The sequence below is a fragment of the Fusibacter sp. QWL-12 genome, assembly GCF_058683495.1.
The window spans coordinates 2,509,208-2,534,258 of sequence record NZ_CM178745.1 but is presented as its reverse complement, the minus strand read 5'-3'; the positions used below and the strand labels follow the sequence as shown (position 1 = coordinate 2,534,258).

The following is a 25,051-nucleotide window of genomic DNA, read 5'->3' as shown; positions in this document are numbered from 1 at the left end:
TTCACACTAGTAGCTTTTTACGACTTTTAATCGATCCATGTAAAGCTCATCTTTCTGCTCTCTTTTAACCATGTCTGTAAAGACAGAAACCAATTGTGGATCGAACTGCTTTCCTGCTTCCTCTTCAAGAATTTGTAGAGCAGTACCAATAGGCATTTCTGGCTTATAACAACGTTTGGAAATCATTGCATCAAAAGAGTCTGCTATACAAAGAATTCTAGCGGTTAACGGGATATCTTCTCCAGAAATACGTCTTGGATATCCCTTACCATCGTAACGTTCATGATGCCCTAGAACTGCTGGAATAACATAATCCAGCGAAGGTAAATGTCGGATAATATTTATTGAAGCCTCTACATGTCCTTGCATAACCTCAAATTCTTCAGCGTTTAACTTCCCAGGTTTATTTAAAACCGTTTCTGAGATGCTAATCTTCCCTATATCGTGCAATAGTGCAGCTTGTCTAATATGTTCTACAGTTATTTTATTGAGTTTCAGCTCGTTGGCTAAATTGACCGCGTAATTTGCAACATTATCAGAATGATTGAAGGTATAGTGATCTTTCGCATCAATCGCAGCCATCAATGATAAAATCGTCGATTTATATTCATCGTAAACTTGATTATAGTCGACTTCTTGCTCGCCTTTATCTGATGTAATATACGTATCAAACACACGGATTGCATTCTTTCCTTTACGTTTAACTTGAAATACGGCTTGATCGGCGTTATCAATCAATTCTTTTACTGACTTAGCGCCGTAAGGTGCAACACTTATCCCTGCACTAATGGTTAATCGCTTGAGTCGGTCCCCATTTAAGCTCTTAGTTAATTCTCCAATTTGATCTCTTATAGACTCAGCCAAGCGCTTGGTGGTGAAAACGTCATAATTGGGTAGTAAAATTGCAAATTCTTTACCACTGTACCTAGAAATATAGCCCAGTTCGCCAATACTCGATCTAATTATTTCAGCAACTCGCCTTAATGTCTCATCCGCTTGTTTAACCCCATATAATTGGTTATATAGTTTAAAGTCATCAATATTGATAATGAGTAAAGCCAGTGAGCCTTCAAAACATTTATCAAATAAATCCGTCACTATTTCAAAAAAGTATTTTCGATTTAAAACGCCTGTCAAGTCATCCGTTCTTGCTTCAAGATACGCTTTTTCATAGGTATGCGCATTCTTAATCGCTATTGATGCCACTGTACAAATTGATTCGATAACATTAAAATCAGACAGTTTCAGTTTAGATTTTCTACCAAAATCAGAAAATAGTATAATACCGATCAGTTCACCATTTTCTTTTAATCCGATACAGTATTTTGCCGACAGACGACTCAATTGATATTTTTCAGATTCCCATAAACTCTTGTATGCAATTGTGTGTTCAAATTCTTCTAAAAATAGAATTTCATCATTATGTCTCAACCAACTTATGATTGGATTATCACTCTTAAGAACATAGGAGAGATCGGCTAATGATTGATCGCTGTATCTCAACTTAAAATCGCCTGATTGAAACTCATTTAACCCGATTACTATTTTTTTAATACCGGTTGCTAGACCAATAGCTTCAACGGTATTGTGCATAATATCGTTAAGTTTCAGCGTTTTTGATACATTGGTTGTGAAATTTTTTAAGATGTCGTTGCGTTCTTCTTCCTCGCGGATGAAGATGCTTGCGATGACTTTTTTCCAAAAATAGAATAGTAATGATACCACTATGACAAAGCTCAACAGATAAATGGGAAGTTCAAAATTTTGAACGCCATTTAATCGAGATATTATATGTTCTTCTAAATAAGGTAACAAATTATAAAACACTGGAAATCCCAAGACCACACAAAACAGATAGCCAACGCTCTCAGTAGCCATTAACTTAAGCTTAAATAGATGTCTCTTAATGAGTGCATACATTAAAAAACCTGCATTAATGACACCTGCCACGATATCTATTGGGAACCCAGAGAATATTGGTAAAATCAAAGCTAAGTTACCTGCAAAAAGCGCTAAAATACCTAGAATAATCGGCATGGATTGCTTTTTTAGTCGTCCATTATTTCTAAACGTTTTTAGAAGCATAAAGAACATGTGCCCTACGACGATTCCAGAAGCGATAAATAAAACGGACACCAAATACGTCATGCTGTTATAAACCATCTTTGACATGCCGTTTTCAACAACCAAAACTGGCCAATGCAGTAGAACACCACCTGGAATGTTGATTAGAAAACATGCCATAAGCATAATGAAATAGCCAACTGAAAAAGCTTTTACCTTCTGTTCTGTAAAGGAGGCGATAAAATTAAAATAGCTGTAAACTACTAGCATTAAACCACCTAAAGAAACATGATACCAGAACACATAGTTTGGCCAAAATTGAAGCCGCATTAACAAGGAGCCACCTGTCCATAAAATCATAGCGACCAATATTAATTGAAATGACTTAACAATTTTATTACGCTCTGCATTGATAAATATCATTAGCAAAAACATATAACATAATAAAGCAAAGCTTGATATATATCCAAATATACCCTGATTCATGCAGCTCACCCCCTATCTGCTACATGTATCGTTTGCAAGTGAATCAACTCTCTCAGCTCAGAAGCTGGTGGATTAATTCTCGCAATCGATCTATGTTTCAATTTTTTAAAGGCTTCAAATGTACCACATCTTAAAAGTGTAACTTCAAGTGGATCCATCCCCAATATCTTCTTAAGATCTCTATAATCTTGATCAATGTATTTAAAATAGGTCGTAAGAATATCTTTAACGATTTCTGTACTTACAGCATTATCTATTAAAGCTGTCGGTTCAAGTTCCATGTATAGGTGCATATAAGGTCGATTTGCCTCATTAAATGCTTTGTGTGCTGTCCAGCCAACCACAGGCAATTTAGAAAGTTCAATTGCACCTTTAATACCATGCTCTGAAATGCGTGTAAACCCTGCTATATCAATAATGGAAGGTACTCTATCAACATATTCAAATCTAGGAATTTCGGTACCATCTTCTCTATTGGTAAGTCCAACACAGCGATAGACATCTCCCACTCTGTATCTGGCAAAAGCACCGCCCTTTAATAAGGTCAAAACGATTTCGTATTTTTCACCTGGTATCACTTCATTCATCAAATAGGTTTTTGGTTTATAATTAGGTTCGGTAATCAAACGGTTCATATCGTCTTCATGTAAAAACTCATAAAAACAAGTGTTGGGAAAGAAGTACATGCCATTTCTTGTCCATGTTTCGGTTCCAATGATGGAAGGTTCCGTTCCAGCGAATAACTCCATCGGCCTAACACCCCAAAGTTTTTCAAGTTCATCTTTATAACATCTATTATCCGTTCCTGCTACCATAAAGCCTTTTAGCTTGAATAGGTCCTTAGGCATCAGAGGTCTATTTTCCTTTTTGGTTACTCTTTTTGCCTTTAAAATTCTGTAAATCATCTTCGGGTGACATTTTAGTAAGCTTTTAAGACCACCACTACCGCCAGAGGACATCTGAGATAAGCTTTGACTCACTGCAAAAGCGACACTACCCAAGCCAAAGAAAAAATCAACGCCGCTTTTCATTGCTAATTTGAAGCCCAATTTATTTCGCTCAGAAAACGTCATTTCAACGGCATCTTTTACTTTCGGCAAAAACTGAATATCAATTTCTTCACTTAAAGCAAGTGGAAACAATCCGGTTGCATAAGGCAACGGTGCCAATCCGTATAAAAATCGATCTGTGTTTTCCACGTCAAATTTGCCTTTTTCAGTGCTTGTAGACAGTATCAGACACGCTGTGACATTTTGTCTATATACATCGAGCATGCTTCTCGTATAAGGTGCGACTTTAATTGGATGCTTTCCACCTTCCCAAGTGGTTTGTATCCAAATAATTGGATTATCGGGAAGTAATTCTGAACGTTTTTGAAGTAATATATCTGCATAATCTTCGTAAGTGGTCAAAGGCACTTTATGCCTAAACTCCTCAATCGTTGTAGCTGTTTTCCCTTTAAGAATGCTTTGTCCTAACGGGCTTTTACTCCATAAAGATATTTGCTCTTCCATTAATCTATATTGAATGTCCATATAGGTGTTTATATCCAAATCAAGGAAGCCACAATAAGACTGCCAAATTTTATCAAATTGTCTTTCATCCAGCATTTCTTTTAAGTTCATTACTACCACCTTAAAACGTATTCATAAACAGTTTTATACTTTTAATAGTTGGAAAAAGAAACGGTGTTTGCTTCTTATATTGATCGTAATTACTAAATAATTTGGGAAAAATATACAAATCTTGATATAGAATATACAATATGTTAAAGCCCGACCATATGCTATAAATCAACCGTGTGGCTCCACACCACTCGAATATGGCAAGACCTAAGTAAAATATCATGTAAAACAAAACACCTGGGTGTCTAGATAACGCATAAACACCTTGATCATATGCCTTTCGTTTTTCATCGCCATTAATATAAGTCGCTTCAAATGGTAAGGCAAAAAATAATGCGTAAATGAGCAAGAAAATACCTAGCACACTTATGATTAGACCAGATAATGAAAAGACCCAAAAGTTTTTATAAGTATATAAAACGCCAGCTGTGGCGACTAATTGTAGGACAAATCCAGCAGAAAATGCGAATTTAAGCCCTTGATGAACCTTATATATTTCGTTGAAATCATAAAGAAAGAACAGAATAAATCCGACAATTCCGAGTAAACAGTAATTCATGGTAGACTTCTCCAGTGTTATAGGATTACTTTTTATTATATCTTAACAATATTGTGATGAAAACAATTGTTTGATAAAAAGTATTATATTATGATAAAAAAATGTCAAAAATCGTTCTAAAGTCCTACAATTCTGATGTTTTGTTAATTGTTTTTTTACAACATAAAACCCACATCTTCTAGTTTCAAATAAAAAAGCCGTCATTTTTATTGTAATATTACAACAAATGACGGCTTCACCTTTAAATAAAATTTATAATAGCGATTTAACCAATTCAATTTTATCAAAAATGGTATTTGAAGTTGCCTTGCTATTCGCACCAGAGAAATAACCATCCACTTCCATTAAATTCATAATGATAAAGTCCTTGTTAGGATGGCCGCCATCTTCAAGGAGCTGAATAACCATCTTCAACCAATTACGACATTGTACGTTCTGACTCTGAGAACTATAATTATTTTTTACAAACTCTAAACAAAACTGAATTGTATCTAATGAACTTTGTTCCATTATGGCCTCCATGAATAATAGCAAATAACTTATCTGCTTTTTTATTACCCCTTAGCTTTAAAAATAAGCATTATTAAGCAATGCCATTTTCTATAAATAAATCGCGATACAATACGTCTGAACCGCTAATATGTTTAAATACCCAAGTAATAAGGAACTTTAGAATTTTTTTGCCATACGTTATTTGATCCTCATCTACTGCGCGTAAATCAAGATTTTCAATTTCCGAAATTAAATTATTGTGTTCTTGAACATGCTTGTCCTTAAACTCAAAATTAAGTTTATCAAAAAGCTCCTCTTCAAATTTAAAATGATAAACCGTGTAGTTCGTTAATGATTGAATGATTTCTACCATTCTATCATAAATATCTTCTCCATAAGTTGCTTCTGTTAAAAGGACAGATAAATCGCTCGTTATCTCTATTAATCTACGATGCTGATCATCAATACTTTTAATGCCCAATTCATACTGCTTTTCCCACTGAATCATAGTGTCCTCCCTAAAATTTATTAGCTGTATTATATCATAGTTTTCTGAGAATTATATTAATTAGATGTAAAGATTATAAATTTGGTATTAATATAACTAAATTCTATTATTTTACATTTTTTATTGTATATTATTATTTATATGGTTAATTTTTCTAGTCGGATATTGTGAAAAATGTTACAATTATGACAACATTCATACTTATTTGCAAGGAAGGGCTTATATGATCAAAAATTCAATTCGGAAGAAATTGATTATTTCTATGATTTTAATCTGTTTGATTCCCTACACTGCAGGGATTTTTTATATAAAAAACATCACAGAGCGTTGGCTATATAACGATTATATCAGCAATGCAGAGACCATACTGCAGCAAACCGCCTTTCACGTTGATGAATCTATAATAGATAATATGACTGGACTGGCTAATTTTATAAGTCAAGATGAACGATTAACCTCCTCTGGTCTTGAACTTAATCGTTATACCGACTACGATCCAACCACTTTTGTTTATCAAAATTCTCAAAGTGAGTCCGAAATCTCTGAGTTGTTTAAAACCGTTCTGGATGCCAATAGCCTGGTAGCCTTCGCCTCCTTTGGCACGCGTTATGGTGGCTATGTTGAATATCCAAAGTTTAATCCAAGTGGACCATATGACCCTCGCTTGAGAGGATGGTATGAGAATGCTGTAAGAACAGATGGCGTCTTCGTTTCTGAACCATATGAAACAAAAGCGACTAAAGATCTTGTTATCAGCGTTAATAAATCTATAAAAAGAGATAACGAAGTGATTGGCGTTTTGAGCATTACCATCAAGCTAGATACTATTATGGACAATATTAGTGCCATCAATATCGGTTCATCAGGCTATATTAATATTATTAGCCCTATGGGACTCGTCATCAACAGCCCCCAAAATCCTGATTGGTTACTTAAAAACTACGCTGACATACAAGGTGATTTTTTTAAGAATATGGATTTTTCATCAGTAGCTACCTGTGAACGTCAAATTGAAGGTGTTGATAAAATCGTACTCAATTTTACTTCACCCAATAGTGGCTGGATCTTTATGTCTGTTGTAGATAAAAGTGATGTTCTCAACCATAGCAACTCACTTTCAAGATTACTAATTGCAATAACCATAATCACACTACTAATTGTCTTTGTCTTTGTATTTATTACAGCGACTTATTTAACAAAGCCAATCTTGGAGCTTGCTACCATCATAAAAAAAATGGCCAAGTTTGATTTTGAAGCATATGAAGTCAATCCTTTTGAAAAATACGATCGATACACCGACGAGATCGGCGAAATATCTAAATCACTAAATAGCATGCAGGATAATTTTCTAGAGCTAAAAGGCAGTTTAGACGACATGGAGAAAGAAATCAATACCATTGAGGTTGATGATCCACATATAAAATCTTTTTCACTTTCTACTGAAAATGCATTTGGTCGCATCTCTCAATCTGTCAATCTATTACTTGGCAAAGTAACCAGTTACTTGACTACAATCAATACCATCAACCACGAACTTACTGACAAGAATGATCAATTGGTTGCATCTGAGGAAGAACTATTCGCCCAACTTGAGGAAATTAGTGAGCAACAGTCCAGAATCAACTATCTAGCAGAACATGATCCACTTACGAATCTTCCCAACCGTAGAAGTTTCACCGATATGCTTAGACATGTTCTTCAAGGAAACAATTTTGGCGCAATCATACTCATGGATATGGATAACTTTAAAAGTATTAACGATTCATTGGGGCATATGTTCGGCGATCAGGTACTAAAACAAGTTTCAGATAAGCTTGTTTCAACCGTTAGCTCAAACATATTCGTTTCACGTTTTGGTGGTGATGAGTTCCTCATCCTTGTAAAATGCGATGAAGCGCTTTGTGAAATAGATGATTATGTGAAATCACTATATGAACGTCTAACAGAACCAGTCATCATAGATGGTCATATTATTCGTTTGGAGTTCAGTATGGGTATCGCAAGATTTCCTGAGCATAGCATGAAGGTAGATCAAATCCTTATGTTTGCCGACTTAGCTCTATATAAAGTTAAAAGAAGTGGGAAAAACCACTACGCGTACTTTGACAACACAATGTCGGATCACTTAGCATCTAAAATAAAAGTTCAAAATACTTTGCAACATGCGATACTAGACGATGGCTTTAAGATGGTTTATCAGCCTAAGGTTGCATTATCTACTGGTAAAATAGTCGGTTATGAAGCCCTTATGCGATTTAAGTACAATACTATACCACCATCAGAATTTATCCCTATCGCTGAAGAAAATGGGATGATATTAAATCTTGGTAGAATCGCTTTAGAAAAGACGGTTCAACAGTTGGCTATTTGGCGTGAAAGTGGACTCTCAATTAAACCTGTTGCTGTGAATTTTTCAGTGCTTCAATTGAACGATCACTCATTTTTTGAATTTGTTCAGGAAAAACTTAAACTCTACGATATTGAAGCATCGCTTTTACAAATTGAAATTACCGAACATGTCTTTTTAGACAAGAAAGAGGATGCAATCGACTTCTTAAATCGATTAAGACAGCTAGGTATACGCATTGCTTTAGATGACTTTGGAGCAGAATACTCTTCACTAGGTTATTTGGCAGCTCTACCTATTGATATCCTTAAGTTTGATAGAGATATGAATCTTAAGTTACTCGGGAACAATAATCCACTTGTGATTACCAAGCTAATCGATTTTGTTCATACACTTGGGCTAAGTGTTGTCGCAGAGGGGATCGAAGAAACAGCTCATGCAACCCTATTAAAAAATGCACTCTGTGACGAGATCCAAGGGTATGTCTTCAGCAAACCCGTTGAAGCACAAGACGTCGTTCTTTTAGATGAAAAGGTGTTTGATGGCTATTAATTCCAAAGCAACAATGTAGTTTGTGACTAAATTAAAACCCGATTTTCTTCATCAGAAAATCGGGTTTTGTTATATCTATTGATTGTTTTCTATCGGCTCAATCGGTAAGTAGACTGTAAAGGAGCTACCTTTACCACTTTCAGATTCAACATCGATATGACCATTGTGCTTTTCTATAATGTCCTTGGTAAGCGCAAGTCCTAATCCACTTCCCTTACCAATGGGTTTCGTTGTAAATCCTTGTTCAAAAATTCGCTTTGTGATTTCTTCAGACATTCCAATGCCATCATCACTGATTTTAAGGTACACGTGATCATTTGCAGTATCCGTTTCTAGTTCAATAATTCCAGTTCCTTCAATAGCATCAATTGCATTCACCAAAAGATTCATAATGACTTGGTTAATCAGCCCAATATAGCAGTGAATCAATGGAATCTCACCATAATTTTTTGTAATTTTAATTCTACTTTTTCATAAATTCGAGGTTAAAATCAGTACACTATCAATTGCTTCATGGAGATCCGCCTCTTTAAATGCCGATTGATCTATCCTAGAAAAATTCTTTATGCTCTTAATAATTTGAATGACACGATCAGAAGCATCTACAATCATTTGATTGGTAGGTTTTAGTTGATTGAGTTTCTTTTTAACAGTTTCTATCTCATCAGTTTGATCAAGTTGTGATAAAACCATTTCCATCATTTGCGCGTTACTTTTTATTGCGCCTATTGGCGTATTAATTTCATGAACGATTGCTGCAGAAATCTGACCAACTGAAGCCATTTTTTCACTTTGAATCAACTGATTTTGTTGATGTTCTATCAACTCCCGATTATGAATTAACTCATCGTTTTGCATATGCAACTCTTCATTTTGGTTTTCTAATAGCTCTTTAAACTCTTTAAACTTGCCTAAAATTGTGTTTGAATGTCGAATCATTTCCTCTATTTCTACTGGAGGCTTTTTAATTTTTAACGCATAGCCGGTTAACGCCTCAACATCGTCATTGGCCATTCTTTCAAGTTGCTTATTGGTTTGATGCACAGGTCTCATGATGCCTCTTGACAAAAAGGTACTCATGATTTTCACAAAGGCAATAGAGAATAAGCTTAAGATAACGATGAGTGTGATAAATATAAAGTTAAGAAAATAATAGAAACTTGGATTCATTCTAATTGTCAAATAGCCAATATCATCGCCATCAGAGTTAACAATGCTAATTCTGTTTTCACTTGCCAGACTACTGGTATCCGAAATACCCATTAAATCATCTCTATCTGGCGGAATGTAAAGGCTATAATTACTTGCAATTACGTCCATTTGAAAAATTTTATAATCAACCGGCAAATCATTCGCACCATCATAAATCTCTTTTGCAAGTACAAATATACGTTTTAAATCATCTTCACCCTCAGCTACTATGGTTAAATTTTCCATCATTTCTGTCTTAATGGCCATCTCTGATGGGAGCTGAGATTCATTTTCTATCATTTGATTAAGATCATCTATCACATCCTCAATTGAGGTACTTTCCATGAAGTTCTTTTCACCAGAACCTTTCATAGCGCTTTGTGAAACCGCTACTTCATAAGACTTCACAAAATCCGATGCTATTGAGCTGGTCATGTAGCTGGTAACTGGTCCATATGCAGCATGGATAATTGGTATCAAGATAAATGTCGTCATAAGGAGCGTTAAAATATTGGTTAGAAACATGGAATTTTGAATTTTACGTTTTATAGATCGTTTCATAATTTGAACCTTCTTTTATCAATTATTAAGATTAGACAACATGCCTATAATAAGTGAAGATTTCTATTAGTAATATAGCCATGTTGTGGTAAAATAACACTATCAACTAACATCATTATAACCGATTTTTATATTATTAGGAGACAATATGAGTAAAATATTAATCATTGATGACGAAGTGATGATTACCTCTACTCTTTCTACATTAATTCAAATGATGCTCGATTATGAAGTCATCATATCAAACGATCCAAAAGAGTTAATTGAAAGTGGCATTTTAGAGAAAGAAAACATCGATTTGGTCATTTCTGATTTTATCATGCCTCACATGAATGGCTTAGAACTGCTATCTCTCATTAAAGAAAAGCAGCCCAATATCGTACCCATCTTATTGACTGGCTATTCTGATAAGGAGAGCGCAATAAAAAGTATTAACGAACTTGGTTTATATTATTATCTTGAAAAACCATGGGACAATAACGAACTAATCAAGGTCATTGAAAACGGCATCGAAAAATCAAAACTTGAAAATGAGCTGAAGCACAAATTAATTATTATTGAAAAAAAGAATAATGAGATTTCAAGGCTATATGACCTTTTACGTAGGGATTACGACAAGGAAATCGATAACGTTCTTGAGTTTGTAATTAGTCTGTCTAACCTTGTTGAAGCTAAAGATGCATATACTGAAAACCATACGCGTCGTGTTGCCGACCTTGCAATTGCACTTGGCAAACGCGCAGGTCTCAATAAGGACCAACTTAGAAATGTAGAGCTTGGCGCTATCATACACGACATCGGTAAAGTTTCAACGCCTGAGCATATCTTGAACAAGCCTGGACGTTTAACCTTTGAAGAGTTTGAAGTGATGAAAGGTCATCCTGAAGCTGGTGCAAATATCATTCGTCCAATTTCTGCACTTAAGAGCACTGCGGATATCGTACTCTCGCATCATGAAAAGCTCGATGGAAGTGGCTACCCTCATGGTTTATCTTCTAATGAAATCACTATAGAGACACGTATAGTAACTATTGCTGATATATTTGATGCACTATTTACCGATCGACCATATCGAGTGGGTATGCCATTAGAGCAAACGATGTCCATTTTAAAGGAAGATGCTCGCTCTGGTAAACTGGATCAAGATATTATCAGTTATCTTGAGGATATGATTCAAACTGGTGAATTGAACGAGATCTATCACGATTAAATTTCAATAGAGATATTGAGCAATTTATTTCCAATCAAATAAAAGGAGCAATTGTAAATCTAATAAATAGATGAACAATTGCTCCTTTGTTTATTTTAGCTTCGTTAACGTTGTCCAATTATATCGTAGAACACTTATACCTTATAGATGTTCACTTTGGCCCTTAGCGTTTCGATTACGTCGATCAAATCGTCTATTGATGCAGTGATCTCCTCTACATTTGCACATTGCTCCTGTGACGATGAGCTGATTTGATCAATTCGCTCCGTGTTATCATGTGATGCTTTTAATACCGTTTCAGAGCTGGAAAGTACATTTTCTTGTATCCCTTTTACACGATTTACTTGAGTGACAACACCATCAAGGCTATTTAATATACTTTGAATAGAACTCTGTGTTTTCTCAAATTGAACTATGGTTAGATCAACCGTCTCTCTAGACTCATCAATATAAGTTTTACTTTGCTTTGTCACTTCATTCGAAGCTTTTATTTCAGTTATAACTTTATGAATGATTGCATCAATTTCTGATACAGCTGATGCCGATTCTTCTGCTAATTTCCTTATCTCATCTGCAACAACAGCAAATCCTCTTCCTTGCTCTCCAGCTCTAGCTGCTTCAATTGAGGCATTTAAAGCCAAGAGGTTGGTTTGTGCTGCAATCCCTCTAATGGTCTCGTTAATACTCAAGATTAAGCCAGAATGATTATGAAGCTGTGACATCTTGTCGCTTAATCCTTCAAATTCTTGAGCAGTTGAATGAAACTGAAGCTTCATCTGTGCCATCTGTCTGCCTGAGTCATTTGCCAACTGATTGACCTGATTGCCTACTACCTTAGTAGCAGTAACCTCTTCATTCATCGACGTTATGATTTGTTCAAGCATCGAACTCTCTCTCATCAATTGATGAATTGAATGGTCTTGAACGCCTATTGCATGGCTTGTATCTCCTATAGCTGCAGTCGTTTCTTCAACCATGGCTGAAATATTATGACTAGAGGCTTGTACATTTTCAAACTGTTTTGAAACCGACATTGTTAGATTTTTTAATGACTCTACTAAATCTCGATTATTTGTCTGTAGTTTTTCCAAGGCAACTGCTAAAATCGAGAATTCACCTCTGAAATTGGTTTGGATTTTCTGAGTTAAATCATATTCTGCGATTTCATTACATTTACTACTTAGATAATGTACCGGTCTTAACGCTTTTCTAATAATTAGGATTAATAATACGCTTACAATTAGGATAAAACCAAGTGTACAGAATAAAATCATCCTAAAAGTTGTCTCAGATTGTGCAACTTCTTCTGTAATGTTAAAATCAGCTCCCAAGTATGCAACGACATTCCCTTGGCTATTCTTCACTGGAAAGTAATTTGAAAATAAAATTTTACCTTCAAACTTATCAAATGTGCCATACAAAGGTTTCCCAGTTGATTTAACTTGATCATATGACGCGACATACTCAGATTCAATCGCCTCCATAGGCAATGCACTTTCATCAAGTTCTCTTACACCATCTACTAAATAGTAGTACGTATTATCTGATTGAATAACAATGTGTAAATATTCAGCACCAACTGCCTCTCTGATCAACATCATCGTCTCTTTAATTCGAGTATAACTTTGATTCTCAATATTAGGCATTGCAATCAATGCATCTAAATCTTCGAATTCAATATGATCAACCACAGCTTCATAAACGTCTTTGGCGTCTAAATCCGTTCTCTCTCTTAAATCCTTTTCAATCATATAATAGGTGATACTTGTAATAAGTGTCGATAATAATGCTATTGCAATAATCGTCAATGCAATTATACGCGTCCCAATTTTATCTCTAAATTTAATTTTCATTGATTGCCTCCAAGATCTCTAAAATCTGTGAATAGTTTAACATTTATTGTGGCAATATTCATTAGATTTATCTTAGAAATCAAAAAGGATTCGGCTAAATTTAAGGCCTTTTGTGTACTAAATCCTTGATGTGTTTTGCACGCATCGTCGCAAGTATGCCATCTAAATGATCATACTCATGTTGAATGAGTTCAGATAAGTCATCCTCTAAAAGAATCGATTGCTCATTTCCTTCTCGATCTATATAAGACAACTGACATTTTTTATATCGCTCTAGCCTAACCAATAAATAGGGAAACGACATACAGTCATCGAGCACTTTAATTTTATCCTCACCTATAAAAGTCAGCTTGGGATTAACCATGAGAATGGGCTGATCGATATACATATAGATTACTCTTTTTTTAACACCAATTTGTGGTGCTGCTATCGCTCGTCCGACGCCATATCGTTCTCTGAATCCCATTAAAGTATCGTGAAGGTCATTTTCTAAAGCTTCAAGCGTTGACCACTCAGAGCTTGTGACTGGTACACTCATTTCATATAGTCTTTCGTCTCCTAGCAAAAGTATTTCTCTCTGCATCTCATCCTCCCTATCTTTTTCAGGTGTGGTTCTAAACAAAACAAAGTTTTCTCTAATGATAATCGATTTCAATAATTTCATAAGAAGCCTATACTTTAATTAAATCATATACAAAGGAGGTTTAACATGATGATCTATATTGCAACTGTCTTTGTCGCAGGACTACTATCCTTCTTTGCACCCTGTACTTATCCTATGATTCCATTATATATCGGAATTCTTACTGACCACAATAACGATCAACATCCTTTTGTTAAATCTATTGTAAAAGCGTTATTATTTGTCGCAGGATTATCTACCACATTTGTAACTTTAGGATTTGGAGCAGGGCTTCTAGGTAACTTAATACAGCTAGATGCATTCTATACTGTAGCAGCACTGGTTGTGATCGTCTTGGGATTAAGTCAAACCGGACTTTTCAAATTACCAACTTTTTTATCGAAATTTCATGTTAGATATAAGCACAACTCAAAAAAACCATATTTGAGCGCTTATCTTTTAGGATTTCTTTTCAGTTTTGCTTGGACGCCTTGTGTGGGTCCGGTACTAGGCGCCATCCTTGTTTTGGCAGCAGATGGTGGACAAGCATTATATGGTGCCCTACTAATGATGGTCTATACCGTTGGATTGGCTGTCCCCTTTATTATTATGTCACTTGCGTCCAGTTATCTGGTTAAACAATTTGCATTTTTCGAAAAACATCTCGATACCATTAAGAAAATCGGCGGCATATTAATCGTCTTTATGGGACTGTTAATGCTTTTCAGATCGACCAATACAATTACCATTTGGTTCGAACAATTATTTAGAAAGTGAGGATTTGGGTATGAAAAACAATAAACTTATTATTATCATTATTGGTATAATCGTCATCATCGCAGCAATATTAATCTATCAAGCATCCACAAATAAAGACTCTAATGATATGATGAAAGATACGACAGAAGATATGATGAAAGACACCACAGAAGACATGATGAAAGACACCACTGAAGACATGATGAAAGATACCACTGAGGACATGATGAAAGATACCACTGAGGACATGATGAAAGATACCACTGAAGGCATGATGGAAGACAACTCCGAAGACATGATGGCAAACTCATTTAAGCTGATGAGCGTCACTGGTGATACCGTTTCATTATCTGATCTTGAAGGCAAACCAACCTATATTAAATTTTGGGCTTCTTGGTGCTCTATTTGCTTGGCAGGACTTGAAGATATCGACAATTTAAGTGGTCAAATGAATGATTTTAACGTCATCACCATCGTAAGTCCCGATTTTAATGGCGAACAAAGCGAGTCGGATTTTATCAATTGGTTCAACACACTTGACTATAAAAATATGACGGTGTTACTTGATCCTGATGGTACTGTCGCTAAGGCATATGGCGTAAGAGCATATCCAACCTCTAGCTATCTAGATGCATCAGGTAATGTTTTAAAAACGCTACCAGGTCATGTTGATAATGAAGCCATCGCTGAGTTCTTTGAAATGCATTAAGGAGGTATCCTTATGAATAAAATGGGAATCATACTTCTTGTTCTAACCGCGATGCTTGTCGTTACCAGTTGTCAAAGCAACACCATCAACTCAAATATAGATAATCCTTCAAATATAAACCAAGCAAATACGGCAAACAAAGAGGAAATGGGTGTCAATTCCTATATTGATACCAGCGGTGTAACAAAAGAAATTTATCTCGCAGGCGGATGCTTTTGGGGGCTAGAAGCCTATATGTCGAAGCTTGAGGGTGTCCTTGATGTCACTTCCGGGTACGCCAACGGCAGCACGGAAAATCCAACCTATGAAGAAGTCTCGTTTTTGCACACGGGACATGCTGAAACCGTACATGTCATCTACGATGCTGGTGTAACAGATCTAACCACATTATTAAAGTACTACTTTAAAGTCATCGACCCAACCAGTATCAACAAGCAAGGGAATGATGTTGGTACACAATATCGCACAGGCATTTATTACACATCAGAATCTGATCTAGTAGCCATTAACTCAGTCTATGATCAAGTTGCAGCAAAATATTCAAAACCACTTGCGGTTGAAGTACTACCACTCTCTCAGTTCTTCCTCGCAGAAGACTACCATCAAGATTATTTGGCTAAGAATCCGAACGGCTATTGTCACATCGATCTTTCACTTGCAGACGATTCTCTGATTGATCCATCGGATTATCCAAAACCTGATGATGCAACACTTAAAGCAACTTTAACCGATATTCAATATAAGGTAACGCAGTTGGGTGACACTGAACGCGCCTATACCAATACCTACTGGGACAGCTACGAGGAAGGCATCTATGTAGATGTGGTCACAGGCGAACCACTTTTCAGCTCCAGAGATAAATACGATTCTGGCTGTGGTTGGCCAAGCTTCTCAAAACCGATTGTCCCTGAGGTTGTCACTTATGCAAAAGACACCAGTTATAATATGGTTCGCGTAGAAGTCAGAAGTCGTTCTGGAGACACCCATCTCGGTCACGTTTTTAGCGACGGTCCATCTGAGCTAGGCGGATTAAGATACTGTATTAACAGCGCATCAATCAAATTCATTCCTTACGATGCGCTCGATGCAAACGGCTATGGTGAACTAAAATCCTACGTCAAATAATGACCTTAACAAAATTGCTTATGGAGGCTCATATGTTTAAACTATTAATCGTAGATGATGAAGCACTATTGAGAAGGGGGATACGCACCCTGATCGATTTTGAAGCACTGAATATTACAACTGTACTCGAAGCTGCAAATGGTGTAGATGCACTTAAAATCTTTAAAGCTGAGTCTCCTGAGTTAATTTTGCTCGATATCAACCTCCCCCACATCACAGGGTTAGAACTTGCAGAACAGTTCAAAACCTTCAACCCCTACTGTAGTATTGCGATGCTCACTGGTTATGATTACTTTGACTATATGCAAAAAGCACTCAGACTGGGTGTGGATGATTATATTTTAAAACCATTGACCGCTAAAGAAATCTTTGACGTATTGACACGACTGATCCACAACTTTGAACAGACCAAACGATTAAGAGAAGTAGATGCCGTGGTTTCTAACCTCTCAACAGAGTCCGCACCTATACCCGAGCTCTTAAAGCCACTTGAAATTAGCTTAAAGGAAACCATTGATCAACATCTCTTTGAAAGTGATTTTTCTCTTGGTAAGCTTTCTGAACTACTGGGCTATAACAGTAGCTATCTCAGCAGTTTAGCAAAAACCACTTTAGGTATGACCTTTCAGGACTACGTCCTTTCTCACAGGTTAGAACGTGCAAAGCTTTTACTATTAACAACGTCACTTAAAAATTACGAAATTTCCGAAAAAGTTGGATTTACAGACGTTAACTACTTTAACACTCGATTTAAAATTGCCTTTGGAGAGTCGCCCAAACAGTACGCTAAAAGGAATGGTCAAATATGAGAAAACCACTCAGTACACGTACACAACTGATTTTATACTATTTAGGGACAAGTGTTTTGGTGACTTGTCTCTTTGCTCTGCTCATTTATTTCTCGACGACAAGCGCTTTGAAAGCAAGTGAAACACAAGTGGTTGAAGAATCAGTAGATAAAGGTGGGCAAGCCATTGAGCTCTATATCGATAAATTAAAAGCCTTTACTAGCCTTCTAGCAGGAGCGCCAGATGTTTACGCTTACTTGGAAAAAGAATCAGAAATGGATCGCAATGGCGTACTTTCATTGATAGAGCTTTTAAAGGCATCGGATTCAAATCTTTTGACCGTCATCGTCGTAAGCTCCGATGGGCGAATCGTCTCGAATGAATCCAAACTGGATATGCATACCTCAACGAATATGATGCAGGAGGATTGGTATGTAGATGCAATTAATCACAATAGTATGCCTGTCTTGACCTCTATCAGAAGGCAAACCTTTACTATGGATCAATCTACTTGGGTCATCTCCATCGGTCAAGAGGTAAAGTCAAGCCAGGGAGAGACCTTGGGGCTGGTCATTATTGATGTCTCTTACAAAGCCATCAGCGATCTTATACAAGGCGTTTCATTGGGTGATACTGGATATGCCTTTATCTTAGACAGCAATCGTTCATTGGTTTACCACAGCAATCCAGAGAATTTTGTGAGCACTGGCAGCTTAGAAACACTTATAGAAGCTTCCAGCCTACCAGAAGGCTTTGATTCGAAAAGCAACTTACTTAGCAAACACTATCCAATATTAGGCACTGAATGGACACTCTTTAGTTTCTCATCTTTGGACCGTCTCAGTGTGGTCAATGGTCATTTGGTTCGAACTCTGATGATGATTTTAGCCATTTTACTCGTATTTTCATTGGGCATTGGCTGGATGATTGCGACACGGTTTAGTCTGCCCATCTATCGCCTTATCGACGCTATGAAAACCAATCGTGGACAGGAAGCGCTCGTTGCACCGATTCCTCATGCCAGTCTTGAAATTGATCAGCTTAGACGCCAATACAATGAAATGAACATCCGATTAAATCAATTGCTTCAAAATATCAAGGAAAATGAAATTTATTTAAGAGAAGCCGAGCTCGACTCCCTGTTTAGCCAAATCAACCCACACTTTCTATACAACACCCTTGATACGATTATATGGATGGCAGAATTTAAAGACACTGAGAAGGTCGTTTCGCTTACCAAAGCATTGGCAAACTTTTTTAGATTGAGCTTATCTAAGGGAGATCAGCTTATCCCCCTCGCTAGAGAAGTCAGTCACGTAGCTGAATACCTAATTATTCAAAAAGAACGCTATGAAGAGGTTCTAATTTATGTATTCGATCTGCCAGTAGAACTAGAACACTGTTTGGTACCAAGATTTATTTTACAACCATTGGTTGAAAATGCCATCTATCATGGCATTAAACCAAAAGGTTCACCAGGCTTGATCAAGATATCTGCCAAAATTCTCGATGAAACAACACTCGAGATTACAGTTTCAGATGACGGCGTCGGTGAAACTAAAAAAAACACCGAATCAGTTCGACTCGGTGGCATTGGTCTCTCAAATGTAAGAAAGAGAATACAATTAATCTATGGAGAAGACTTCGGTCTTGATACGAGTTCAGTTCCAAACGAAGGTTTTAAAGTGACCATTCGGATGCCACTCAAATTTGAGTGAATTCAAAGGACTTCATCTTTTCCCTTAAACGCGACTTGAGAAGTCGCGTTTTTTATATCTGATACCACCCGTGATGAGAAAGAGCATAGATATAACAAAGAGTAGCATCAATCTAGATAAGTTCAAGACATCTCCAGAGGTTTCAGCGTAACCAAATGGCGTCAACCATTTGATCCATGAAAGATTGACCTCATAACTTAAAATTGAATTCATAAAGTAAAAGATCAACGAAACGCCAAGTGCCTGTTGTGGTGCTGCTGCATTGTTTGTTAAAACCCCGCCCATAAACATGCCCAAAGTTCCAAGTGCTACGGTCACCATATACATGTTAAACAGGGCTCTCAAAAGTGCTGAACCATTAAACTGCATGATAACATTCTTTGCCTCAGGCACTGCATTAATAAGGTCAGTGGATAAATTTTGCTCAATGATCAGGTTCAAAAAGAACTTGGGATTTGTCTTAAAATAATCCCTAAGAATATGATCTGTCGTCAAAAAATCGGTTGCTAAATTACGGTATTTTTCTTGTTCTTCATGAACGGCATCAATAAATGCCTCTCTCGACAAATGGCTTAAAGCTTCATCGGATACAAAATTCTTAAAAAGAGCCAAATATTCATCTGGGTCCGCTAGCATGGCATCAAATAAAGCTTCAGGATCTTGCATCTGATCACCAAAGGCATCAATTAACCCTTTTGCATCTATGCCAACGGTATCCACTTCTTCCTGTTGCTGCGTCATACTTTGAAGCAACATATCATTTGTATAGGCACTAAAAACCGTTTCATCAATCACGAGTTTATTGGTCATCGAATCTCCATTTAAAGCGATCTGATCCAAACGTGCTTCAGTCAGTGCTTTTCCATCTATCACCCATGGTGCATGCGTCTCCTGCAGTTTGAGACTGCCCCATCCAACCAACGTTATGATGAAAAAAAAGGTAAACACTAGAACTTGGAGTGATAGCCATTTTGAAAGATATATTTTAGTTCTCGAATATGGTTTTAAGGCCAAATAGTCGATGGTTCCCATTCTTTCTTCTTTCGAAAGCAAATCTGCCCCAACATAAGCAAAGAAAACGCCACCGATCATCATCACCCACATGGTACAGTAAGTGTTAAAAAAACCGACCAGAGACTTCATGGCTGCTACCTCAACATTAAATGCACCTAGAATTTGATCCATCATACCAGTGGATAAAAAACCATCTAACACAGCCATATTTTCTGTAATCGTTGGATAAAACTGCATACTGATTGCCACCATAGCCACAATGGCCAATGCCATCCATGATACCGGTTTGATTCTTTTTCTAATTTCAAATAGGATGAGTGTTATCATTTTTGCCTCCCTACTGGTAATAATGCATAAATAACGTTTCTAAGCTTGGCGCATCGATGCTGACATCTTTAAGCGGTAACTCACTTAATGACTTTAAGATTTGAGCGACAGAGGCTTTCGTATGATAGACCACTTTCACATTTGTATCATATGCCCTTAACTGACCATACATGACTGCCTCGTTATCATCAGCCCATTTTTCAATGGCTGCAAGTTCATCCTTTGATAATGTTAACGTTATTTCTTTAAGGCTGTTAGCTTTCAATGCTTCAATGGAATTAACCTCAAGCATTTGACCTGCTTTAATAAGGCCAACGGTTCTACAGTTGTTCTCTACTTCACTCAAAGTATGTGATGAAAGAAATATCGTATTCCCCTCGTTATGATACTGTCTTAAAGTAGACATTAATACTTCTTGGATCAATGGGTCAAGACCTGAAGTCGGTTCATCTAATACAATCAATTTAGGATAATGAACGACTGAAAGAACAAAAGCAATTTTCTTCTTATTGCCTAATGACAATGCCTTGAATCGCTTTTTTATATCGATGTTCAAGCTTTCTATTAACTCTTTTTCACGACCGATCATTATTTCTTCAAAAGCCTTCAGATTCTGAATGCCCTTTTGTTTGGCGATTTGATCCACTAGATAAAGTTTTCGATTAAATCGGAACAATGCCTCTACGGTTAAATCGCCATATAAACTTGCATCTGAAGGCATGAATCCTATGTTGGCTTTAATTTTATCAAAGTGCATTGAAGCATCGATTTGGTCTATTAAAACGTTACCACTTGAAGGCTTCAGCAAGTTCATCATAAGCTTAATTGCGGTTGTTTTACCTGCTCCATTGGGTCCAACAAATCCAAAAAAATCGCCTTCACGTACTGCTAAATCTAACTTTTCTATACCTACGGCTTTGCCATAGTATTTTGTAGCTTGTTCAAATTTTATATGCATCCTTAAGCCTCCGTATCTTTAAATATTCCCCCAATGATCAGTGTGGTATACGTCCTTAAAAACTGATCAAACGGCGTTCTTATTTCTGATTTCATCGGAAGTAGAAAAAACAAGCTTCGCATTAAATCTACTGCTTCATCTCTACTGACAGTGAGAAGCTTTTCATCGGGAATTAACTCACTTAGCAGTGCTAAGTCTGCATTTAGCATACGCTCTCTCTGCAACTCGGTTGCCTTTGCAAGTAGACTTTGCTGTACTTTGGCATCGGAAAACGAAATAAATAAATAGTTATCTGCCATCGCTTCTATTAAAGTCACAATAGAGTGAATGAGATAATCCTTTATACTTTCCGACTGTACTTTCCCGTTTAAAATTTGTGACTGTATATCTGCTTCAAATCTCATTAATATATCAAGAAAAAAGGCTTCCTTCGAATCAAAAAAAGTATAAAAAGCGCCTTTTGATATGCCAACGGTTTTAGCAATCATTTCTACCTTAACTGAGTTAAAATGCATCTGTTCAAAAGCATGTCTACCTTCTATCAAAAGCTGTTCTTTAATGTTCTCCTTTTCAAACTCCGTAAATGCTCTTCCCATATCACTCCTATGACCAGATTTTGTTTTATAGTCATAGCCAAAGTAAAAACTATGACCCGATAAGGTCTTATAGTCACAGCTTAATCCCCTTTCTTATTTTTGTCAACTTAAATTTTAAAGAACAGTAACTAAATCAAATCATAATTACTCAGACTTGTCTTATACCAACTTGTGAGATAAAATGTTGATTGAAACTATTTAGACAGTCAAAATAAATTGGAGGCAGAAATGATCAAACAATTTATAAAGTATTATAAACCGCATCGGTTTTTGTTTACATTAGATCTAATCGCAGCATTTTTAATGGCTGGGATTGATCTATTATTCCCAATGTTCTCACGTTCCGTTGTCAACACTTTGATCCCTGAGGGCAATATCAGGATGATTGTCATCCTGTCAGGAAGCATTCTCGTTTTATATGTGATTAAAATTGGACTAAATTACTTTATGGGCTACTGGGGGCATGTTTTAGGTTCAAGAATTGAGTACGATATGCGACGCGATCTCTTTACCCACATTCAAAAGCTTGAATTTTCATTTTTTGATAACATTAAAACTGGGCAACTGATGAACCGCTTAACCGCTGATCTAAATGATGTAACCGAGCTTGCGCATCACGGTCCTGAAGATTTATTTGTTTCAGTCTTTATGTTATTGGGTTCATTTATATTACTGATTAGAATCAATGTCGCTTTAACGCTAATCGTTTTCTTTTTCGTCATCTTGACCATTATCTACTCTGTCTTTATGCGTAAGTCCATGATGTCTACGTTTAGAAATGTTAGAGTAAAGCTTGCAGATATTAACGCACAACTTGAAAGCAGCTTATCTGGTATCCGATTATCGAAATCATTTGCCAATGAAAAACATGAAATAGAAAAGTTTCATGTAACCAATCACGCCCATTTACATTCAAAAAAAGACTCTTTTAAAGCAATTGCCTCCTACCAAGCCGGTAACGGTTTCTTCATAGACATGATGACGCTCTCATCAATGGTTGCTGGCGGCATCTTTGTTTATCAAGGCGCAATCAATTACGGCGATTTACTTGCGTTTTTACTCTTTATTTCATTCTTTACAAAGCCTATTCGTGCACTGATTCAGTTGACCCAACAGTTTCAATCTGGCGCTGCTGGATTCGAGCGATTTCTTGAAATGATGGCACTGTCTCCTAAAATTCAGGATGCATCAGATGCAACTGAACTATCGATGGTTAAGGGGAACATTCAGTTTAATAACGTCACTTTTGCTTATGAAAAAGAGGCACAGCCTGTGCTAAAAGATTTTTCACTTGAAATTCCTGCTGGTCAAACGATTGCGTTAGTTGGTCCCTCCGGTGTCGGTAAAACAACCATTACACAGCTCATTCCTAGATTTTATGACGTTTTAGAAGGATCAGTGACCATCGATGGATATGATATAAAAAGCCTCACTATGTCATCAATTCGAAGTCAAATTGGAATTGTACAGCAGGATGTTTTCTTATTTTATGGTACAATAAGAGATAACATCTCATATGGTAAACCGGGTGCTACAGATGAAGAAATCATTACTGCTGCAATGAGAGCTAATATTCACGACTTCATCCTATCATTAGATGAAGGGTATGATGCTTTCGTAGGAGAAAGAGGCGTAAAACTTTCTGGCGGACAAAAACAAAGAATTGCAATTGCACGTGTCTTTCTAAAAAATCCACCTATTTTAATCTTAGATGAAGCCACATCTGCACTTGACAATGAAAATGAATACGCGATTCAAAAGTCTATTGAAACCCTTGCAAAAGGGCGAACCACCCTTATTATCGCCCACAGATTATCTACGATTAAAAATGCAGATGAAATCTTGGTAATGACTGATAATGGCATCTCTGAACGCGGTAGTCACGAAAGTTTGCTAGAGAAGAAAGGATTGTATAGCCACTTATATCAAGCGCAGTTTAAAGGCTATATTCCTGATGAGTTTTGATGCTTAAATCATTCATTATATTTGTAGGAGATTGTTCATGGGAAAACTCGGTTTGGTAATAGCTTTAGACGTCGTCCGTATCAAAGTTGAAAAAGCTATTGTTCAGTTTGGACTTGGCGAACCCTATATTTTAAATAATAATATGCTCAAGGTCGCATTAAAGAACTTGTATAAAAATGACATACAGCTTCTCATCCTAGATGTGGATCATCCAGAATACGACTGGAAAGAGCTACTACTGGCTGTGCAAACACATCCTCAAAACAATCAAATCCCTATTGTTGCAATAGGCAATAGTTCCGATACAAAGTTCATCAAACAATTGACTTCTCATGGCGTTATTGATTATGTGTCAAAACCTATAGAAGAGGTTCAGTTCGTCAGTCGTTTGAACCTAATCATGCGAGATCAGGCCAATCGTACAACCTTAGAAGCTACAGAAACTCTGAATCCCCCCTCTGATGAAGGCAGTAAGCTTGCATCCATTGGTGAGCAAAATAAAGATTCCGTAGTTTGGCACGAAAAGATTAGTAAAATCAAGTTCACATGGAGTTCCGATTTCGAAACGCATATCGATCAAATTGACAAGGATCACAAAGAAATTATCGATGCCTATGAAAATTTATACCTTAAAATGAAAGAAGGTATGGGCCATGAGTTTGTTAAAGAACTGGTTCATTTTCTAAACGATTATATCGAAACGCACTTTGAACGTGAAGAGGCATTTATGGCGGAAATTGGCTATCCAGAGCTTGAAAACCATCGTATTTACCATCAGGAGTTTACAGTTCGAGTTAAGCAATTAAGTCAATCTTTAGGCGAATCACCCAACAATAATGATTTGATAAGGGTGAATTTACTAATTAAGAATTGGTTAATCAATCACATTGTTAAAGAAGACATGAAAATCCACTATTTCATCCAGAACCAATAAGTTGCTTCAGGCTAAAAAAAATCGTCTTGATTAAGAGTCATCAAGACGATTTGAATCACTATATATCTACATTAATTCCTGTTCTCAA

21 protein-coding genes are annotated in these 25,051 nt (G+C 36.5%); 9 read left to right on the top strand and 12 right to left on the bottom strand.

Features of this window, described 5'->3' with window-relative positions:
• Nucleotides 1-6: 6 nt before the first annotated feature.
• The 5 genes from AC4PID_RS12275 to AC4PID_RS12255 all read right to left on the bottom strand — a co-directional run bounded on the left by AC4PID_RS12275 (nucleotide 7) and on the right by AC4PID_RS12255 (nucleotide 5,734).
• Nucleotides 7-2,487, bottom strand: coding sequence for an HD domain-containing phosphohydrolase (locus tag AC4PID_RS12275; protein WP_492132291.1), 2,481 nt, complete (start codon nucleotides 2,485-2,487; stop codon nucleotides 7-9).
• Nucleotides 2,488-2,555: 68 nt separating this feature from the next.
• On the bottom strand, nucleotides 2,556-4,175 hold the full coding sequence (locus AC4PID_RS12270; RefSeq protein ID WP_492132290.1) for a GH3 domain-containing protein: 1,620 nt from the start codon (nucleotides 4,173-4,175) through the stop codon (nucleotides 2,556-2,558).
• Nucleotides 4,176-4,185: 10 nt separating this feature from the next.
• A complete protein-coding gene (locus AC4PID_RS12265) occupies nucleotides 4,186-4,734 on the bottom strand; it encodes a methyltransferase family protein (protein WP_492132289.1) in 549 nt (182 codons plus the stop codon).
• Nucleotides 4,735-4,986: 252 nt separating this feature from the next.
• The gene (locus AC4PID_RS12260; protein WP_492132288.1) at nucleotides 4,987-5,244 is read right to left on the bottom strand and encodes a hypothetical protein; all 258 of its coding nucleotides are present in this window, start codon (nucleotides 5,242-5,244) and stop codon (nucleotides 4,987-4,989) included.
• A gap of 73 nt (nucleotides 5,245-5,317) precedes the next feature.
• Nucleotides 5,318-5,734 (bottom strand): bacteriohemerythrin, encoded by a 417-nt coding sequence (locus AC4PID_RS12255; protein ID WP_492132287.1) that lies wholly within the window; start codon nucleotides 5,732-5,734, stop codon nucleotides 5,318-5,320.
• Nucleotides 5,735-5,957: 223 nt separating this feature from the next.
• Here AC4PID_RS12255 and AC4PID_RS12250 point away from each other — a divergent pair, with 223 nt between their 5' ends.
• A complete protein-coding gene (locus AC4PID_RS12250; protein ID WP_492132286.1) occupies nucleotides 5,958-8,633 on the top strand; it encodes an EAL domain-containing protein in 2,676 nt (891 codons plus the stop codon).
• 75 nt (nucleotides 8,634-8,708) lie between these two features.
• Here AC4PID_RS12250 and AC4PID_RS12245 read toward each other — a convergent pair whose 3' ends face one another.
• Nucleotides 8,709-9,023, bottom strand: a complete 315-nt coding sequence (locus tag AC4PID_RS12245) for a sensor histidine kinase (protein WP_492132285.1) — start codon at nucleotides 9,021-9,023, stop codon at nucleotides 8,709-8,711.
• An 81-nt stretch (nucleotides 9,024-9,104) separates the two neighbouring features.
• A complete protein-coding gene (locus AC4PID_RS12240) occupies nucleotides 9,105-10,385 on the bottom strand; it encodes a sensor histidine kinase (RefSeq protein WP_492132284.1) in 1,281 nt (426 codons plus the stop codon).
• Between the two features lie 148 nt (nucleotides 10,386-10,533).
• Here AC4PID_RS12240 and AC4PID_RS12235 point away from each other — a divergent pair, with 148 nt between their 5' ends.
• The gene (locus AC4PID_RS12235; protein ID WP_492132283.1) at nucleotides 10,534-11,595 is read left to right on the top strand and encodes an HD domain-containing phosphohydrolase; all 1,062 of its coding nucleotides are present in this window, start codon (nucleotides 10,534-10,536) and stop codon (nucleotides 11,593-11,595) included.
• A 134-nt stretch (nucleotides 11,596-11,729) separates the two neighbouring features.
• On the opposite strand, the gene AC4PID_RS12230 is transcribed toward AC4PID_RS12235, so the two are convergent.
• Together AC4PID_RS12230 and AC4PID_RS12225 are read right to left on the bottom strand one after the other, a co-directional pair.
• A complete protein-coding gene (locus AC4PID_RS12230; RefSeq protein ID WP_492132282.1) occupies nucleotides 11,730-13,448 on the bottom strand; it encodes a methyl-accepting chemotaxis protein in 1,719 nt (572 codons plus the stop codon).
• 100 nt (nucleotides 13,449-13,548) lie between these two features.
• Entirely contained in the window at nucleotides 13,549-14,031 is a 483-nt protein-coding gene (locus AC4PID_RS12225; RefSeq protein WP_492135381.1) for a peptide deformylase, read from the bottom strand.
• Nucleotides 14,032-14,157: 126 nt separating this feature from the next.
• Between AC4PID_RS12225 and AC4PID_RS12220 the strand changes: the two genes are divergently transcribed.
• Genes AC4PID_RS12220 through AC4PID_RS12200 form a run of 5 tightly spaced genes read left to right on the top strand, consistent with a single transcriptional unit; the run spans nucleotide 14,158 to nucleotide 19,169 of the window.
• On the top strand, nucleotides 14,158-14,847 hold the full coding sequence (locus AC4PID_RS12220) for a cytochrome c biogenesis CcdA family protein (RefSeq protein ID WP_492132281.1): 690 nt from the start codon (nucleotides 14,158-14,160) through the stop codon (nucleotides 14,845-14,847).
• A 10-nt stretch (nucleotides 14,848-14,857) separates the two neighbouring features.
• Nucleotides 14,858-15,538 (top strand): redoxin domain-containing protein, encoded by a 681-nt coding sequence (locus AC4PID_RS12215; RefSeq protein WP_492132280.1) that lies wholly within the window; start codon nucleotides 14,858-14,860, stop codon nucleotides 15,536-15,538.
• 12 nt (nucleotides 15,539-15,550) lie between these two features.
• Entirely contained in the window at nucleotides 15,551-16,663 is a 1,113-nt protein-coding gene (gene msrB, locus AC4PID_RS12210; protein WP_492132279.1) for a peptide-methionine (R)-S-oxide reductase MsrB, read from the top strand.
• Nucleotides 16,664-16,695: 32 nt separating this feature from the next.
• The gene (locus AC4PID_RS12205) at nucleotides 16,696-17,472 is read left to right on the top strand and encodes a response regulator transcription factor (RefSeq protein ID WP_492132278.1); all 777 of its coding nucleotides are present in this window, start codon (nucleotides 16,696-16,698) and stop codon (nucleotides 17,470-17,472) included.
• On the top strand, nucleotides 17,469-19,169 hold the full coding sequence (locus AC4PID_RS12200) for a sensor histidine kinase (protein ID WP_492132277.1): 1,701 nt from the start codon (nucleotides 17,469-17,471) through the stop codon (nucleotides 19,167-19,169). Before AC4PID_RS12205 ends, AC4PID_RS12200 begins: the two co-directional genes overlap by 4 nt.
• 24 nt (nucleotides 19,170-19,193) lie before the next feature.
• Here the strand turns inward: AC4PID_RS12200 and AC4PID_RS12195 are convergent, their stop codons facing one another.
• Genes AC4PID_RS12195 through AC4PID_RS12185 form a run of 3 tightly spaced genes read right to left on the bottom strand, consistent with a single transcriptional unit; the run spans nucleotide 19,194 to nucleotide 22,064 of the window.
• Entirely contained in the window at nucleotides 19,194-20,510 is a 1,317-nt protein-coding gene (locus tag AC4PID_RS12195) for an ABC transporter permease subunit (protein WP_492132276.1), read from the bottom strand.
• A 10-nt stretch (nucleotides 20,511-20,520) separates the two neighbouring features.
• Complete coding sequence (locus AC4PID_RS12190) at nucleotides 20,521-21,468, bottom strand: ABC transporter ATP-binding protein (protein ID WP_492132275.1); 948 nt, start codon at nucleotides 21,466-21,468, stop codon at nucleotides 20,521-20,523.
• A gap of 2 nt (nucleotides 21,469-21,470) precedes the next feature.
• Entirely contained in the window at nucleotides 21,471-22,064 is a 594-nt protein-coding gene (locus tag AC4PID_RS12185; RefSeq protein WP_492132274.1) for a TetR/AcrR family transcriptional regulator, read from the bottom strand.
• Between the two features lie 228 nt (nucleotides 22,065-22,292).
• Here AC4PID_RS12185 and AC4PID_RS12180 point away from each other — a divergent pair, with 228 nt between their 5' ends.
• Both AC4PID_RS12180 and AC4PID_RS12175 read left to right on the top strand, forming a co-directional pair.
• A complete protein-coding gene (locus tag AC4PID_RS12180) occupies nucleotides 22,293-24,029 on the top strand; it encodes an ABC transporter ATP-binding protein (protein ID WP_492132273.1) in 1,737 nt (578 codons plus the stop codon).
• 37 nt (nucleotides 24,030-24,066) lie between these two features.
• Nucleotides 24,067-24,963, top strand: coding sequence for a bacteriohemerythrin (locus tag AC4PID_RS12175; protein WP_492132272.1), 897 nt, complete (start codon nucleotides 24,067-24,069; stop codon nucleotides 24,961-24,963).
• Nucleotides 24,964-25,051 lie beyond the last annotated feature (88 nt).

Excerpts from the sequence above, each read along its gene's own strand:
- AC4PID_RS12240 (WP_492132284.1), bottom strand. The coding sequence starts at position 10,385 with ATGAAACGATCTATAAAACGTAAAATTCAAAATTCCATGTTTCTAACC.
- AC4PID_RS12270 (WP_492132290.1), bottom strand. The coding sequence starts at position 4,175 with ATGAACTTAAAAGAAATGCTGGATGAAAGACAATTTGATAAAATTTGG.
- AC4PID_RS12175 (WP_492132272.1), top strand. The coding sequence starts at position 24,067 with ATGGGAAAACTCGGTTTGGTAATAGCTTTAGACGTCGTCCGTATCAAA.
- AC4PID_RS12215 (WP_492132280.1), top strand. The coding sequence starts at position 14,858 with ATGAAAAACAATAAACTTATTATTATCATTATTGGTATAATCGTCATC.
- AC4PID_RS12245 (WP_492132285.1), bottom strand. The coding sequence starts at position 9,023 with ATGAATCTTTTGGTGAATGCAATTGATGCTATTGAAGGAACTGGAATT.
- AC4PID_RS12195 (WP_492132276.1), bottom strand. The coding sequence starts at position 20,510 with ATGATAACACTCATCCTATTTGAAATTAGAAAAAGAATCAAACCGGTA.
- AC4PID_RS12220 (WP_492132281.1), top strand. The coding sequence starts at position 14,158 with ATGATGATCTATATTGCAACTGTCTTTGTCGCAGGACTACTATCCTTC.
- AC4PID_RS12180 (WP_492132273.1), top strand. The coding sequence starts at position 22,293 with ATGATCAAACAATTTATAAAGTATTATAAACCGCATCGGTTTTTGTTT.
- AC4PID_RS12230 (WP_492132282.1), bottom strand. The coding sequence starts at position 13,448 with ATGAAAATTAAATTTAGAGATAAAATTGGGACGCGTATAATTGCATTG.
- AC4PID_RS12190 (WP_492132275.1), bottom strand. The coding sequence starts at position 21,468 with ATGCATATAAAATTTGAACAAGCTACAAAATACTATGGCAAAGCCGTA.
- AC4PID_RS12205 (WP_492132278.1), top strand. The coding sequence starts at position 16,696 with ATGTTTAAACTATTAATCGTAGATGATGAAGCACTATTGAGAAGGGGG.
- AC4PID_RS12235 (WP_492132283.1), top strand. The coding sequence starts at position 10,534 with ATGAGTAAAATATTAATCATTGATGACGAAGTGATGATTACCTCTACT.
- AC4PID_RS12275 (WP_492132291.1), bottom strand. The coding sequence starts at position 2,487 with ATGATATTTATCAATGCAGAGCGTAATAAAATTGTTAAGTCATTTCAA.
- AC4PID_RS12265 (WP_492132289.1), bottom strand. The coding sequence starts at position 4,734 with ATGAATTACTGTTTACTCGGAATTGTCGGATTTATTCTGTTCTTTCTT.
- AC4PID_RS12225 (WP_492135381.1), bottom strand. The coding sequence starts at position 14,031 with ATGCAGAGAGAAATACTTTTGCTAGGAGACGAAAGACTATATGAAATG.
- AC4PID_RS12250 (WP_492132286.1), top strand. The coding sequence starts at position 5,958 with ATGATCAAAAATTCAATTCGGAAGAAATTGATTATTTCTATGATTTTA.
- AC4PID_RS12200 (WP_492132277.1), top strand. The coding sequence starts at position 17,469 with ATGAGAAAACCACTCAGTACACGTACACAACTGATTTTATACTATTTA.
- msrB (WP_492132279.1), top strand. The coding sequence starts at position 15,551 with ATGAATAAAATGGGAATCATACTTCTTGTTCTAACCGCGATGCTTGTC.
- AC4PID_RS12185 (WP_492132274.1), bottom strand. The coding sequence starts at position 22,064 with ATGGGAAGAGCATTTACGGAGTTTGAAAAGGAGAACATTAAAGAACAG.
- AC4PID_RS12260 (WP_492132288.1), bottom strand. The coding sequence starts at position 5,244 with ATGGAACAAAGTTCATTAGATACAATTCAGTTTTGTTTAGAGTTTGTA.
- AC4PID_RS12255 (WP_492132287.1), bottom strand. The coding sequence starts at position 5,734 with ATGATTCAGTGGGAAAAGCAGTATGAATTGGGCATTAAAAGTATTGAT.